The sequence below is a fragment of the Ensifer sp. GW101-20A05 genome, from assembly GCF_059424735.1.
The window spans coordinates 31,792-45,335 of sequence record NZ_JBWKZT010000012.1 but is presented as its reverse complement, the minus strand read 5'-3'; the positions used below and the strand labels follow the sequence as shown (position 1 = coordinate 45,335).

The window sequence follows — 13,544 nt, the reverse complement described above, 5'->3', positions numbered from 1 at the left end:
AGGACGAACATTCTATTAACCCGAACGTTCTAAACTCTGCCTGCCAAAATACGTCATGCAGAGTCACCATGTTCTCATTCCAGCACGCTCAGAATACCGCTCCGAAGCCGCATCACGAAGGTGCGTTCCAGCGCGTTTCCGTGAACCTTGCTGGACGGCTGATGCTGGCCAATCGCGACGAATATGATTGCACCGCCGTCGACATGTCGCCGGGTGACGTGCTGCTTTCCTCCCCGGCACGGCCGCGGGCGGGTGAGCGCATCATCGCCTATATCGACCATGTCGGCCGCCTTGAAGGCACCGTGTCGCGCATCGCCGACGATGCCTTCGTGATTCAGCTCAACGCCACCGAACGCAAGCGCGAGAAGTTGGCTGCGCAGCTCACCTGGATCGCCAACAAACACGAACTCGGTCTGCCCGAGGATCGGCGCCACGACCGCCTTGCGCCGCGCAAGACGTCAACCGAGCTGACGCTGGACACCGGCGAAAAATTCCCTTGCCGCATCATCGACCTCTCGCTCTCCGGCGCGGCCGTCGATATCGAGAACCGCCCGCCGATCGGCACCCCGGTCCTGCTCGGCAACATGAAGGGCAAGATCGTTCGCCATTTCCAGGAAGGCTGCGCCATCGAGTTCTCGGGCGTACAGTCGCGCGAAGCATTGACGGAATTCCTCTAAGGGCGTGTCCGCGCGACCCTCACTGGCCTACCCCGATCAAGATCGTTGCCTTGTCACCCCGATCGCGCACCAGCCCCCTGAGGCTCCGCGCCACTTCTTACGCGTGATTGCGGGCCGCCCCGATATGCGCAACGACAGACCAGCCAATCGCTGGCCCGATCCTGCGGCACGAAACCAACCTTGGCTTTCACAGTAGACCTGCCCCACGGGCCGCGACGACGCTGTCCGCGCGGACTGGGCGACCGGCATCGCCTCGCTGACGACGACTGCTTCATTTCGGAACATCTCGATCCGACCGCGACTTCTGACCGCAAATATTTTTTCGAACAAATTCAAGGCGCGACGCTTATTTGAAGTCGAAAAGCGACGACAAGATCGACGTCATCCGCCCCTGGCGCGACGCATCGCGACCGCGATTTTCCGGCAGCCACTGCTCCTGTCGCTCTGCGGATCGGCATAGGTCTATTGATTACAATCGCTTACATCGTCAAGGAAACATGAATGGAAGATCGCTCCGTCGAGAAATCGATAAAATTTGACTCAAATTCGATTTAAATAAAAATCAAATTCTATTCTTGTTTTATTCTTATACGACTTTCATTTGTACTTGTTTTTAGTTCGCAAGTTCGCGAGCGATAAAAACGTCTGTGCCATTGTCGAACCACAACGGGGAGACAATCATGCTCAAGACAATCACCAAGATGATCGCGGTTGCGGTCCTTTTCACCGGCGGTCTGATCGAAACGGCGCTGGCGCTTCCGGCCAACATGGTCGTCACCGGTGCAACCAACCCGCCGATCGGTCACTACGAGTTCTGCAAGATCTATCCGTCGGAGTGCACCTCCAACGGTAAGGACCGCGGCCCGATGATGCTGACGCGCGAAGGCTGGCAGAAGATTCTCGAGGTCAACTACGACGTCAATCAGGCGGTCACCCCGATGACCGACATGGAAATTCATGGCGTCGAGGAGAAGTGGTCCTATCCGGACACGGTTGGCGACTGTGAAGACTATGTCCTCTTGAAGCGCCGCAAACTGATCGAGAACGGTTTCTCTCCGTCGGACCTCCTGATCACCGTCGTTCTGCAACCGAACGGTGATGGCCATGCCGTTCTCACCGTGCGCACTGACCGTGGCGACTTCATTCTCGACAACATGCGCAACAAGGTGCTGCTGTGGTCGGACACCGAATACACCTACCTCAAGCGCCAATCGACCGAACACTCCGGTCGCTGGGTCAAGCTCCAGGACGGCCGCACCGTCGCCGTCGGCAGCGTACGGACGCAGTAAGCACAGAAGACATCGGAGGCGGCGCGCCTTTCGCATCAGCCTCCACCATTCCAGGGCACCGGTCATAAACATCCCCGTCCAGACCGAGCCTCGGCCGGTTCCGCGTCCCTCGGAACCGGCCGTTTTTATGACCGGCATTCCCGGCGGTAAACCGTGTCGCGATCTTTCTTTAAGTTTTTGATGTTTCGCAGCTCGAGGGGGAATTCACAGAAAATTAACCATCCTCGACCAGCGTCGGGCAAGCGACGTCGTCCATCCTACGATGCGCGGGAATGCGTGAGCCGAACAACGGACCGCCGGGGTTCGGCCATCGCGACGGGACAGCCCAACGATGAGCAGCTCTTCAAACGACATTCACGAACCGGAGCTCCGACCGCTGCTGTCGCCCGGCTTCGTCTACCGGGTGATGGCAGCGGTCGCGGTGCTTGCGGCGCTGACCGCTGCCATCTCATTTGCAGGGCGCTGGTTCGGCGAAAACCTCGCCCTTGCCGGCCACACCGCGAGCAACGAGCTTTTCGACATCTTCATCGGCCAGGATCACTTGCGCCTGCCGGCCAACATGATCCGCTTCGAGGCACAACGCGCCACCTCGATCGTCGAGCGCGTCGATCTCTACCTGACCTGGCCGGGGCTCGAAGGTTACAGCGCCCGGAGCCGGGCACTCTTCAACAATGTCGACGCACCCGAAAGCCTCCTTTTCCTGCAGATTTCCCAAAGCACGATGTCGCGCGACATGTCCGGGCGGCTGGAGCCGATCTATTCGCAGGTCTTCGACGGCGCGCCCACGGCTGGCCCGGCCGGGCTGACGGAGCACGCAGTCAAGCCGACATCCAGCTATGCGGGCGAAGTGTTCTTTACCGCTGAGACGAGCACCCAGGCGCCCTACGTGGTGCGCTGCCTCGGCCCACAATCCATCTCGACCAGCGCCGATTGCCAGCGCGACATTCACGCCGGAAAGGACCTCGCCGTGCTCTACAGATTCTCCAACAAACTGCTGCCGCAGTGGCGCGAAATCGACCAAGCGATCACCGCCTTCGTCAAAAACCGTCTCGTGCCCTGATTTCGTCTAACTGGTGTGGTGCAGGCAGCCTGCCGCACCATTGCGCTACACCGGCATCGCCCTTGTACAAATGCGTTCGATTCCGGAAACCAATCATTCATCATAAACCGATTGGTAACGCTATGCCGATACTGTCTCGAGAACGGTCGTTCCCGGAGGCGGCGTCCGGACAACCCCATGACATGAGAATAAAGAGTAGCGTAGTGTCCCAATCCGGTTTTTTTGATCTCGCGAAGCGCCCGTTCGGTGCTCTTTCAAAGATGGTAGGACGGGTCGTCCTTGCGGGCGCCATTGCATCGGCGGCCTTTGCCGCACCGGCCTTCGCCGCCTCGAACTATGCCAATCCGAAATATTCGGGCATCGTCGTCGATGCCAAGACCGGCAAGATTCTTTACGGCGAGGATGCCGACGAACTGCGCTATCCCGCGTCTCTCACCAAGATGATGACGCTCTATCTGACCTTCGAAGCGCTCGAAGCCGGTCGGATCACGAAGTCCACCTCCATCCCCTTTTCGAAAAACGCTTCCGCCGAGCCGCCATCGAAGCTTGGTGTGCGTGCCGGACAGTCGATCACCGTCGAACAGGCGATCCTTTCGCTCGTCACCCGCTCGGCCAACGATGCGTCGACGGCGCTCGGTGAATATCTCGGCGGTTCGGAGCAGCGTTTTGCCCGCATGATGACGAACAAGGCCCGGGCGCTCGGCATGACGCGCACGACCTATCGCAATGCCAACGGCCTGCCGGACCCGGAACAGCGCACGACCGCGCGCGACCAGGCCCGTCTTGGCCTCGCGCTTCGCCAGCATTTTCCGCAGTATTACGATTACTTCTCCACCCGCAGCTTCCGTTTCGGCAAGCAGACGATCGGCAATCACAACCGCCTGCTCGGCAATGTCCGCGGCGTGGATGGCATCAAGACCGGTTACACCCGCGCGTCGGGCTTCAATCTCGTGACCTCGGCTCAGCTCGAGGGTCGCAGCATCGTCGCCGTCGTCATGGGCGGCAGCTCCGGCGCCAGCCGTGATGCGCAGATGCGCCGGCTCGTCGCCAAGTACATGCCGTCGGCATCGCGGCGTGGCGACGGCAATCTGATTGCCGAGACCAAGCCTACTCCCGTTCCGGCTGAAGAGACCCAGGTTGCAGAGGCGGCTCCCGTTGCGGATACGCCTGTCGTCGCGGCCGCGGCCAGCGGTCACGACCTGCCCAACACCGGCCCGGTTCCTGGCATCCGCTATAACGGCGAAAGCGCGAGCAGCGTACAGATGGCCTATGCCGGCAACAAGCGCGCGTCGGACAACCCCGTTCTTTCCCCGAAGATCGTTCCCAACACGCTCGACGCACAGAGCCTGAAACTCCGTCAGCCTGTCGCCGCCGGCATGGTTGACACCCAGATCACCAATTCCGTTCCGAAGAAGGCCGACGCGGTTGCGAAGGCCGAACCGGCCGAAGCCGCAAAAGCCGAACCGATGCCGGCGCAGCCGCAGGGCTGGGTCATCCAGATCGGCGCAACGCCGGACAAGGATCAGGCCATGACCCTTCTCGGCAACGCCAAGGACAAGGGCGGCAAGGCACTTCGCGATGCAAAACCCTTCACTGTCGCTTTCGGCCAGGTCTATCGCGCCCGTTTCGGCGGCTTCGACGACCAGAATGCAGCGGTCAATGCCTGCAAGGCCCTGAAGAAGAAAGGCATCTCCTGCTGGGCGAGCCAGCAGTAAGGTCAAAAGATTTGGCGGCCGGATGTGTTTGTTTTCCGGCCGTCTTCCTCGGATTTGTACAGCGTAACGAGGTTAATCATGGCGATGAACGAAAACGTTCCGGGTGTCACCCCGCTGCCGGGACGGCGCGCCAAGCCGTCGCGCATCAACCTGCATCCCCTGCACGAGGCGGCCATGCGCATTGCCGATCTCGGGCTGAACCGATCGAAGGCGAAGACGCGTGATCTGGTCGGGATGCTCCTGACGCACGGAGCGCGCGCCTGGCGATCGACGCAGCCGCGGGCCGGCATTCATCTTCACGTGACGGGGCCGAACCGGCGCCATCCCCTGAGAATGCGGATCACCTGAACGTTCATGAAATTCCAAAAGGCGGCCTGTGCCGCCTTTTTTCTTGTTGCGACACCGCCGCAACCATGCGCGTGTCAGCATCGCAGCCTGCCCTATGATGGGCCGTCAGGTCATCCATATTGAAGACTAGAGCAGTCCGAGTTCCGCCAATTCGCGGCGCAGCTCGAGCGGCATCTCGGCACCGCCACCGGAAAGCGACGCCAGGTCGCGCGGCGCATCCTTGTCGGTGAGATAGCGCCAGCCCTGGAAGGCACGCCGCGGCTGCAACTCCGTCTCGACCACTTCCGGGCCAAGCAGCAGATTGCAGCGGCCGATACCCTCGCCATCCGTGAAGGTTTCGATACCGATCAAGGACTGTCGCGCCTGCACGGTCCCCTTGATCACCCAGTAGAGCGAACCGCCGCTCAGCAGTTCCTCCACCCGTTTCGGCACCATGCGGGTCGTGTGGAAGGAATGGGGCTCAAGGCCAGCGGCCATGGCGGCCATAGCCTTGCGCGAAACCCATTCGCGCAGGTCCTCGATCGATTCCGCTCCGACGCAGAGCTTTATGAGATGCAGAGACATAGCTGTTTTGAACACCCGTCCGGCCGTTGCGGTCAAGCGGCCGGACGCTGTTCATCCACAATCACCGTGGCGGCTCAACATTCGACGACGTTGACCGCGAGACCGCCGGTCGATGTTTCCTTGTACTTCTCGTTCATGTCGACGCCGGTTTGGCGCATCGTCTCGATGCAGGCATCGAGCGGCACAAAATGTTTACCGTCGCCCTTGAGCGCCAGCGAGGCTGCCGTCACCGCCTTGACCGCACCGAGCGCGTTGCGCTCGATGCACGGCACCTGAACCAGGCCGGCGACCGGATCACAGGTCATGCCGAGGTGGTGCTCGAGTGCGATCTCGGCGGCGTTTTCGATCTGCTCGGGCGTACCGCCCATGACGGCAGCAAGTCCGGCAGCGGCCATGGCAGACGCTGAGCCGACCTCACCCTGACAGCCGACCTCGGCACCGGAGATCGAGGCGTTGTGCTTGATGATGCCACCGATTGCGGCAGCCGTCAGCAGATAGTCGCGGATGCCCTCCTGATCCGCGTCGTCATGGAAATGCATGTAGTAGCGGATAGTGGCGGGGACGACGCCTGCTGCACCGTTGGTCGGCGACGTGACGACGCGGCCGCCGGCGGCATTCTCTTCATTGACCGCCATCGCGTAGACGCTCAGCCAGTCGTTGGCGAGCAGCGGGTTGGTCTTGTTGGAGCGCCATTCTTCCTGCAGCTTGTCGTGGATCGAGCGTGCGCGGCGGCGGACCTTCAAGCCACCGGGCATGATGCCCTCCTGGCTCAGCCCACGGTCGATACAGTTGCTCATCGCGCCCCAGATGCGGTCGAGCCCGGCATTCAGCTCATCCGGCGACATGGTCGCTTCTTCGTTCGCCCGTTTCATCTGGGCGATCGTCATCCCGGAGCGGGCCGCCATGTCCAGCATCTCCTGGGCCGACGAGAACGGGAATGGCACCTTGACGCCGGCCGCCTTGTTCTTCGAGGCACGCATCGCCTCGAGTTCCGTATCGGTCACGACGAAGCCGCCGCCGATCGAATAATAGATCCGCTTCAGCAGCAGCCGGCCGTCGCGGTCGAACGCGGAGAAGGACATGCCGTTGGCATGGCCGGGCAGCGGCACCTTCTTGTCGAAGACCAGGTCCGTCTTCGGCTGGAATTCATAGGACGGATGTCCCGGCGGCGAAATGCGGCCGCTGCGCTCGACCTCGTCGATCAAGCCGTCCATGCGATCAGGATCGACCAGGTCGGGGCGTTCGCCGACGAGACCAAGGACAACCGCCCTGCCCGTGCCGTGGCCGATACCGGTATGGGCCAGCGAACCGTGCAGGCTGACCTTGATCGCCGCAACGGCAGCATGGGACGGGCGCGGCCAGTCGTCGGAAAGAATGAGTTCGAGAAAGCGGTTGGCGGCCGACATCGGCCCCATCGTATGCGAGCTCGAAGGCCCGATACCGATCTTGAACACGTCGAAGACGGAAAGAAACATAAGTTTGCCTGCCCCGGAGACTGACTCGCGGCGCACCGGCATGATTGCCCGAGCACCGCATTCACGATTGCCTCGATATCACGCTTCACGGTCTGTGCGAACCGGCGCGCTATCCTCATATTTACTGCGCGATTTTATCCTCAGATCGGCACCGATTTAAGGAAATCCGCAACAAATATAGGAACGAAGCCTAAGCGATCCCATAGCAGACGGTCAGGCGGTCAACCGACATTCGATCCCATCCGTGCGACATTGTCATCCCGCAAAGGCTCCGGGGTGTCGAGATTGGCTGCCTGGAATCAAAAACGGCGCGGCTTTTGGGAAGCCGCGCCGTCAATCAGTGGTCTTTTCTAGATACCAGATATCAAAGGCCGCCGAAAAGATAAGCAAGAACAAGAACGCCAGCGAAACCAGCCACGGCGCGTGCAGTTACGCCCCAGCAAGATTTCTGAATTGTATTGTCCATGATGTCTCCGAAAACACTCTCAACGGCCGCGAGCAGCACATTGGGTGCCCGCGTCTGGGGCCTTGCATATTGAAGAAAGTGTTACTGCGCAATGGGGAAATGTGGCGGAAAGGTGTCAGGCCCTCGCCGCTCAGTACACTAAGCTGGTGAAAACCGCGCAATTGGCCGGCGGGAGCGGAGAAAAATTCCGCCGCAATTTCATCACAGTAGTTGACGCGCCGTCGATTCCCGCGCCGCCGCGGCCACCTTGCATTTTCCAAAAGCCATGCCAAAAACACGTGTATGACCTTCGAAGATTACATAGCGCTTGTCGTGTTTATCCTGCTTTGGGCGGGTTTCAGCTGGGCGACCGACGGCACGCGCGGCTTCAAGCGGGTGAGTCTCACCCGCCTCATGAACGAGCATCGTGGCCGCTGGATCCGCAATTCGCTCAACCGCGATCTGAAGATGATCGATACGCAGATCATCGCGGGGCTGCAGGCCGGCACCGCCTTCTTTGCCTCGACGACGATCTTCGCCCTCGGTGGCTGCTTCGCTCTGCTCGGCGCAACCGAACAGGTGCAAGTGATCTTCGCGGACATGCCCTATGTCTTCCATGGCGGTCGGACCGCGTTCGAGCTGAAGGTCGGTGGCCTCACCTGTCTCTTCGGCTATTCCTTCTTCAAGTTCGGCTGGTCCTACCGGCTGTTCAACTATTGCTCGATCCTGATGGGCGGCATTCCAATGACCGCCGACATGCAACGCGACCTGCAGGCGGCGGAGAAGGCAGCCGAACGGGCGATCCGCATGAACGTGCTGGCCGCCAAGCACTTCAACGCCGGGCTTCGGGCGATTTTCCTGTCGATCGGATATCTCGGCTGGTTCATCAGCCCCTATGTCTTCGTCGGGCTCACCGTCTTCGTCATCTTTGTGCTGACCCGCAGGCAGTTCTTCTCGGAGGCACGCGCGGCGCTGCTGCCGGACGCAACGCCCTGACAGCATGCGCGCCCATCGCGCTGAACGGAAACAGACCAGGCCTGACCACTTCCACCATCAGCCAACGACGCGTGTTTGGCACAAGCCAAACATGGCACTCTTCTTCACGCCCACAGGATGGCGAATGCCCATGTCCGACAGCAATGTGACTTCACCGACGACACCGATACCGGCTCAATCTGCCGCACGGGGGCGGCTCGCCTTCATCGACGTCGCGCGCGGCGTGGCACTGCTCGCCATGGCTACCTATCATTTCGTCTGGGATCTCGAGTTCTTCGGCTACGTCGCCGCGGGAACCGCCGGCACCGGCGGCTGGAAGATCTTTGCCCGGCTCATCGCCAGCAGCTTCCTGTTTCTCGCCGGGTACAGCCTTGTGCTCGGACAATGGCCGAAGCTTCGCCTCGACGCGTTCATGCGGCGCTTTGCCAAAATCGCCGGTGCGGCAGCGCTGATCACGACCGCGACCTATTTCGCGTTCCCGGACACCTTCATCTTCTTCGGCATCCTGCATGCGATCGCCGCGGCAAGCGTGATCGGCCTTGTCTTCCTGCGGCTTCCCGCCGTCGTTTCCCTTGTTGCGGCGGCAGCAGCCATCGCGGCACCCTTCTATTTGCGCTCGCCGGCCTTCGATGCACCCTGGCTCTGGTGGGTCGGACTGTCGGAAACCTTGCCGCGCTCCAACGACTATGTGCCGCTGCTGCCGTGGCTCGGGCCTTTCCTCTTCGGCCTTGCCGCAGCCAAGCTCTTCCATGCGCGGCTCGTCGCGGTCCTCGCAAGCCGTCCGTCCACAGGTGGCAAGGGCAAACTGTGGATGAGCCCGCTCGTCTTCGGCGGCCGTCACAGTCTGGCCATATACCTCATTCACCAGCCCGTGCTCATCGGACTGGTCTATCTCTTCTCGCTGATTTCACCGCCAACATTGCCGGATCCCAAGCAAGCCTACCGCAGCAATTGCGTCGCGGCCTGCAACCAGGGGAACCCGGCCGTGCCGTGCGAGGCCTTCTGCGGCTGTACGCTCGACCTTCTGGTACAACAGAACCTGTTCGACAGCCTGAACAGGGGAGAGATCAACGTCAGCACCGATGAACGCATTGCGCGAATCGCGCGACAGTGCACAATGGACGTGCAATCAGGGGACTAGGACATGAATGCCTATCGTGCCAAGCCGCTGAATTTCCCGTGGCCCGCCCTGCTCTACGGCGTCGCCACGCTCGCGGCCCTTGTTCTGGCGCGATATTCCCCCATCCCCGTCGCACACGGACACAGCTGGTTTCCCTGGATCAGCGGCGGCACACTGATCATCGTCGCCATCTGGCTGGATCTCTGGGCAGTCAAGACCTTGCTCGACCGGCACACGGCCGTCATGCCCTACCGGTCGGCGACCTGCCTCGTCACCTACGGCCCCTTCCGCTTCACACGCAACCCGATCTATCTCGGCTACACCCTGATGATGGTCGGCTTCGGCCTGGCGACGCTCAATCCTTGGTTCTTCATCACGGCGATCGCAGCGGTGATGCTGACGACCGTCTTTGCCATTCGCAACGAAGAGCGGCATCTGCTGTCGCGCTTCGGCTTCGAGTTCGAGCGTTATTGTCGGCACACCAGCCGCTGGATCTGACCAAAAGACCGTAACGCCCAAAACCAAAAAGGGCAGCGCGGACGCCACCCTTCGAAACTTTCGCTTTTAAGAATACGCCCGCCCGCTCAGGTACCGACGCCGATCTCCGCGAGACGCGTCAGGCAAGCCTCCTCGACATTGTCGAGCTCTGCCAGCGTGTCTTCGATATCCTTGCGCTTCTGCCGAAGCTCCTCGCGCTTTTCCTCGACACGGTTCATCAAGAGCCGAAGCTGGCCCATCTCGCCGGGTGGATCCTTGTAGACCTGGATGATTTCGCGGATTTCGGCAATCGTGAAGCCGATGCGCCGGCCACGCAGAATTTCCTGGATCAGCCGCCGATCCGCAGGCCGGAACAGGCGCGTGCGTCCACGGCGTTCAGGATGAATGAGGCCCTCGTCCTCATAGAACCGCAGCGTTCGGGTGGAAATGCCGAATTCCCGCGTCAATTCGGTGATGCTATAATATTTATTCACGCTGCCATTCCATGATTTACTGCATCGTTCCTAAAATCGGTATCGATTTAAGGTCAAAATTATGCAGCAGGTCAAAGTGTTACAGCGATCTCAGCGTGTCATGGAAGACGCGCGCGCTGTAATGCGTATACACTATCGTTGACCTTGACGTAAAAGTCAAACAACGGCGTTCACCTCACGTAACGTGAAACCACCACGTGGCGATGCCGAGAAAACTGAAGAAACCGGTTATGTCGGTGATGGCCGTCACGAAAACGGCAGAAGACACGGCCGGATCGGCACCGAAGCGGTCCAGGCAGAGCGGGACGAGGATGCCGCCAAGTGCTGCGGCCATCATATTGATCAGCATGGCCGTGGCGATGATACCGCCGATGTTCGGGTCCTGAAACCAGAGACCGGCGAGCAGGCCGATCAGCGTGCCGAAGATCATGCCGTTCAACAGCCCCACGCCCGCTTCGCGCCGGATAATGCGCGGCGCGTTGTGAATGTCGAGGCCGCGGGTCGCAAGCGCGCGGACGGTAACGGTCATGGTCTGCGAGCCGGCATTGCCGCCCATTCCGGCGACAATCGGCATCAGAATGGCGAGCGCCACGATCTGCTGAATGGTCGCATCGAACAGACCGATGACCGAGGCGGACATGCACGCCGTCATCGAATTGATGAACAGCCACGGCACGCGCGAGCGCGATGCCTCGGCAACCGAGTCCGAGAGCTCTTCATCGCCGACACCGCTCAAGCGCAAGAGGTCTTCTTCCGCTTCTTCCTGAATGACGTCAACGACGTCATCGATGGTGAGCACGCCGACGAGCCTTCCATTGTCATCGACGACCGCCGCGGAGAGAAGGTCATATTGCTCAAACAGTTGCGCTGCCTCTTCCTGGTCCATCTCGGCCGGAATCGCATGGCTCGTGTCATGCATGATCGCGTCGACCTTGACCGAGCGCTTGGTCCTGAGGATGCGGTCGAGGTCCATGGCACCGAGCAGCTTGAAGGTCGGGTCGATGACAAAGATCTGCGTGAAGCTCTCGGGCAGGTCCTCGTCTTCGCGCATGTAGTCGATCGTCTGGCCAACGGTCCAGAATGGCGGCACCGCCACGAACTCGGTCTGCATGCGCCGGCCGGCCGTGCTCTCCGGATAGTCGAGCGAGCGGCGAAGGCGAACTCGTTCCGTAAAGGGAAGCTTCGCCAGGATCTCGTCCTGATCTTCCTGGTCGAGGTCCTCGAGAATGTAGACGGCGTCGTCCGAGTCCATTTCGCCGATGGCCTCGGCGATCTGCTCGTTCGGCAGATGCTCGACGATATCGAGACGGATGGCCTCGTCGACCTCGGTCAGTGCCGAAAGGTCGAATTCCTTGCCGAGCAGTGAGACCAGCGCCAGGCGCTGGTCAGGCTGGATCGCTTCAAGCAGGTCGCCGAGTTCCGACGAATGCAGGCCGGCGACGTGCTGGCGCAGATAGATCGTATCGCGATCGGCGATCGCGGCCCCGACATGCATGAGGAAATCGGAACGGACCGAACCGTCGTCGGCATAGATGTCCGAGCCGTCAAAGGTCTTGACGTCTTCGATACCGCTGTCGTCGTCGCCGATATTGCTCATGGGCGCCCTCGAAACGATTGCTGCTTTCCGGTGCTCCATCATACGGACCGGAAAGAATGCGTCACTGACGGTTGGTGCCTCTTCCGCTGCCGTGCTCCGGAAGTTGGGTCCTACAGCCCTGCTAGCGCAAAGCCCCGCCGAGGTCCACAGCACAGATAGCACCCTGTGCGCGGCGATAACAGATTTATTCAAGCTGTTGCAAATACATGAGAAACCGGCTGCATCTCGACACTGTCGACATCGATCGCGCGATCGGCTAGCACTTCTCTTCGTTCCCTGGAACCGGAATCGATATCAGAGAACGAAACAGCAGCCCAAGGTTTACGGCGCCCCTTGCGCTCCTCAACGGGACGCACGGCGCCGCAAACGCTGCAGCCGAGGAACATCTGATGGCGATCCGTCCCATTGTCCGTTTTCCCAGTCCCTTACTGAGCCAGAAGGCGGACACCGTTACCCACTTTGATGCGGCGCTCGAAGCCCTTGCGGACGACCTGCTCGACACGATGCGAGCGGCACCGGGTATCGGCATCACCGCTCCGCATGTCGGTGTCCTGCAAAGGGTGACGGTGATCGAGCTCGACCGGGAGAGCGGCGTCAGGATTTACATCAATCCAGAGATTGTCTGGAACTCCGCCGAAGTCATGAAACATGCTGAAGGCAGTGTATCGATGCCTGGGGTTTCGGAGGACATCGAGCGACCGCAGACCGTCCGTGTTCGCTATCAAAGCCTTTCGGGCGAAGAGGTCGAAGAGGAAGCCGAAGGGCTGATGGCCATTTGCCTGCAACACGAGATCGACCAGCTCGACGGTATTTTCTGGACCCAACGCCTCTCGCGCCTGAAACGCGATCGGGCGATCAAGAAATTCGAAAAGCTGACAAGGGAACAAACGCGCGTCTAGGACTTCCCGCCGACAGCATCAAATGCCTCCCAGTTCACCAAGGATCGAACAATGAAGCCAACATATCTTGCAGTCATCGGCCTCCTGGCCCTCGCCGGTTGCAACAGTGCCCAACAGAGTCTTGAGCCCCTGCCCGAGAGCCTGACCTACGGCGAAAACGCCAGCAAAAGAAAGACGCAGGCCGCTCCCGGCACCATGGTTCAGCACCGTTTCATGTATGAAGGGCAGATGGTCTACGAAACCTATGAGGTTCAGCCCGATCACAGCTTCAAGCTTATCCGCCGCCGCATGGACCAGAGCGGACCGCAAGGCAACAGCTGACGACGTGGACGCAGGGCGGGGCAAGCGCGCGGCGCGCGGTGCAAGCGACCCAGGCTTGGCGTGTGCA

At 60.6% G+C, this 13,544-nt stretch carries 14 protein-coding genes; 10 read left to right on the top strand and 4 right to left on the bottom strand.

The window, feature by feature from the left end; translation table 11 throughout:
- Positions 1–68: 68 nt before the first annotated feature.
- The 5 genes from AC070A_RS25030 (at position 69) to AC070A_RS25010 (ending at position 5,089) form a co-directional block, all read left to right on the top strand.
- Positions 69–677, top strand: a complete 609-nt coding sequence (locus AC070A_RS25030) for a PilZ domain-containing protein (RefSeq protein WP_057255615.1) — start codon at positions 69–71, stop codon at positions 675–677.
- 680 nt (positions 678–1,357) lie between these two features.
- A complete protein-coding gene (locus AC070A_RS25025; protein WP_058328550.1) occupies positions 1,358–1,966 on the top strand; it encodes a transglutaminase-like cysteine peptidase in 609 nt (202 codons plus the stop codon).
- Positions 1,967–2,297: 331 nt separating this feature from the next.
- Positions 2,298–3,026: a hypothetical protein gene (locus tag AC070A_RS25020; protein ID WP_058320550.1), complete on the top strand. Its 729-nt coding sequence runs from the start codon at positions 2,298–2,300 to the stop codon at positions 3,024–3,026.
- Positions 3,027–3,208: 182 nt separating this feature from the next.
- Positions 3,209–4,741 carry an SPOR domain-containing protein gene (locus tag AC070A_RS25015; protein WP_058320549.1) on the top strand — a complete coding sequence of 511 codons (1,533 nt, stop codon included), beginning with the start codon at positions 3,209–3,211 and terminating at the stop codon, positions 4,739–4,741.
- Positions 4,742–4,819: 78 nt separating this feature from the next.
- On the top strand, positions 4,820–5,089 hold the full coding sequence (locus AC070A_RS25010) for a hypothetical protein (RefSeq protein WP_057255611.1): 270 nt from the start codon (positions 4,820–4,822) through the stop codon (positions 5,087–5,089).
- Positions 5,090–5,215: 126 nt separating this feature from the next.
- Here the strand turns inward: AC070A_RS25010 and AC070A_RS25005 are convergent, their stop codons facing one another.
- Positions 5,216–5,653, bottom strand: coding sequence for a DUF1489 family protein (locus tag AC070A_RS25005; RefSeq protein WP_057255610.1), 438 nt, complete (start codon positions 5,651–5,653; stop codon positions 5,216–5,218).
- Between the two features lie 74 nt (positions 5,654–5,727).
- Positions 5,728–7,128, bottom strand: coding sequence for an L-serine ammonia-lyase (locus tag AC070A_RS25000; RefSeq protein ID WP_057255609.1), 1,401 nt, complete (start codon positions 7,126–7,128; stop codon positions 5,728–5,730).
- A gap of 748 nt (positions 7,129–7,876) precedes the next feature.
- Here AC070A_RS25000 and AC070A_RS24995 point away from each other — a divergent pair.
- The 3 genes from AC070A_RS24995 to AC070A_RS24985 all read left to right on the top strand — a co-directional run bounded on the left by AC070A_RS24995 (position 7,877) and on the right by AC070A_RS24985 (position 10,187).
- A complete protein-coding gene (locus tag AC070A_RS24995) occupies positions 7,877–8,569 on the top strand; it encodes a DUF599 domain-containing protein (protein WP_058328549.1) in 693 nt (230 codons plus the stop codon).
- A gap of 130 nt (positions 8,570–8,699) precedes the next feature.
- Entirely contained in the window at positions 8,700–9,710 is a 1,011-nt protein-coding gene (locus tag AC070A_RS24990) for a heparan-alpha-glucosaminide N-acetyltransferase (RefSeq protein WP_113736697.1), read from the top strand.
- A gap of 3 nt (positions 9,711–9,713) precedes the next feature.
- Positions 9,714–10,187 (top strand): methyltransferase family protein, encoded by a 474-nt coding sequence (locus tag AC070A_RS24985; RefSeq protein WP_057255606.1) that lies wholly within the window; start codon positions 9,714–9,716, stop codon positions 10,185–10,187.
- 86 nt (positions 10,188–10,273) lie between these two features.
- On the opposite strand, the gene AC070A_RS24980 is transcribed toward AC070A_RS24985, so the two are convergent.
- Together AC070A_RS24980 and mgtE are read right to left on the bottom strand one after the other, a co-directional pair.
- The gene (locus tag AC070A_RS24980; RefSeq protein WP_057255605.1) at positions 10,274–10,660 is read right to left on the bottom strand and encodes a MerR family transcriptional regulator; all 387 of its coding nucleotides are present in this window, start codon (positions 10,658–10,660) and stop codon (positions 10,274–10,276) included.
- Positions 10,661–10,835: 175 nt separating this feature from the next.
- Entirely contained in the window at positions 10,836–12,257 is a 1,422-nt protein-coding gene (gene mgtE, locus AC070A_RS24975; RefSeq protein WP_057255604.1) for a magnesium transporter, read from the bottom strand.
- Between the two features lie 389 nt (positions 12,258–12,646).
- On the opposite strand from mgtE, the gene AC070A_RS24970 reads away from it, so the two are divergent.
- Together AC070A_RS24970 and AC070A_RS24965 are read left to right on the top strand one after the other, a co-directional pair.
- Positions 12,647–13,156 carry a peptide deformylase gene (locus AC070A_RS24970; protein ID WP_113736696.1) on the top strand — a complete coding sequence of 170 codons (510 nt, stop codon included), beginning with the start codon at positions 12,647–12,649 and terminating at the stop codon, positions 13,154–13,156.
- A 51-nt stretch (positions 13,157–13,207) separates the two neighbouring features.
- Positions 13,208–13,477, top strand: a complete 270-nt coding sequence (locus AC070A_RS24965; RefSeq protein WP_057255602.1) for a hypothetical protein — start codon at positions 13,208–13,210, stop codon at positions 13,475–13,477.
- Positions 13,478–13,544: the final 67 nt, after the last annotated feature.

What these genes read in the sequence shown, in the direction of transcription:
- AC070A_RS24985 (WP_057255606.1), top strand. Translation starts at nt 9,714, where the DNA reads ATGAATGCCTATCGTGCCAAGCCGCTGAATTTCCCGTGGCCCGCCCTG.
- AC070A_RS25020 (WP_058320550.1), top strand. Translation starts at nt 2,298, where the DNA reads ATGAGCAGCTCTTCAAACGACATTCACGAACCGGAGCTCCGACCGCTG.
- AC070A_RS25015 (WP_058320549.1), top strand. Translation starts at nt 3,209, where the DNA reads ATGAGAATAAAGAGTAGCGTAGTGTCCCAATCCGGTTTTTTTGATCTC.
- AC070A_RS25000 (WP_057255609.1), bottom strand. Translation starts at nt 7,128, where the DNA reads ATGTTTCTTTCCGTCTTCGACGTGTTCAAGATCGGTATCGGGCCTTCG.
- AC070A_RS24990 (WP_113736697.1), top strand. Translation starts at nt 8,700, where the DNA reads ATGTCCGACAGCAATGTGACTTCACCGACGACACCGATACCGGCTCAA.
- AC070A_RS24970 (WP_113736696.1), top strand. Translation starts at nt 12,647, where the DNA reads ATGGCGATCCGTCCCATTGTCCGTTTTCCCAGTCCCTTACTGAGCCAG.
- mgtE (WP_057255604.1), bottom strand. Translation starts at nt 12,257, where the DNA reads ATGAGCAATATCGGCGACGACGACAGCGGTATCGAAGACGTCAAGACC.
- AC070A_RS24995 (WP_058328549.1), top strand. Translation starts at nt 7,877, where the DNA reads ATGACCTTCGAAGATTACATAGCGCTTGTCGTGTTTATCCTGCTTTGG.
- AC070A_RS25030 (WP_057255615.1), top strand. Translation starts at nt 69, where the DNA reads ATGTTCTCATTCCAGCACGCTCAGAATACCGCTCCGAAGCCGCATCAC.
- AC070A_RS25010 (WP_057255611.1), top strand. Translation starts at nt 4,820, where the DNA reads ATGGCGATGAACGAAAACGTTCCGGGTGTCACCCCGCTGCCGGGACGG.
- AC070A_RS25005 (WP_057255610.1), bottom strand. Translation starts at nt 5,653, where the DNA reads ATGTCTCTGCATCTCATAAAGCTCTGCGTCGGAGCGGAATCGATCGAG.
- AC070A_RS24965 (WP_057255602.1), top strand. Translation starts at nt 13,208, where the DNA reads ATGAAGCCAACATATCTTGCAGTCATCGGCCTCCTGGCCCTCGCCGGT.
- AC070A_RS25025 (WP_058328550.1), top strand. Translation starts at nt 1,358, where the DNA reads ATGCTCAAGACAATCACCAAGATGATCGCGGTTGCGGTCCTTTTCACC.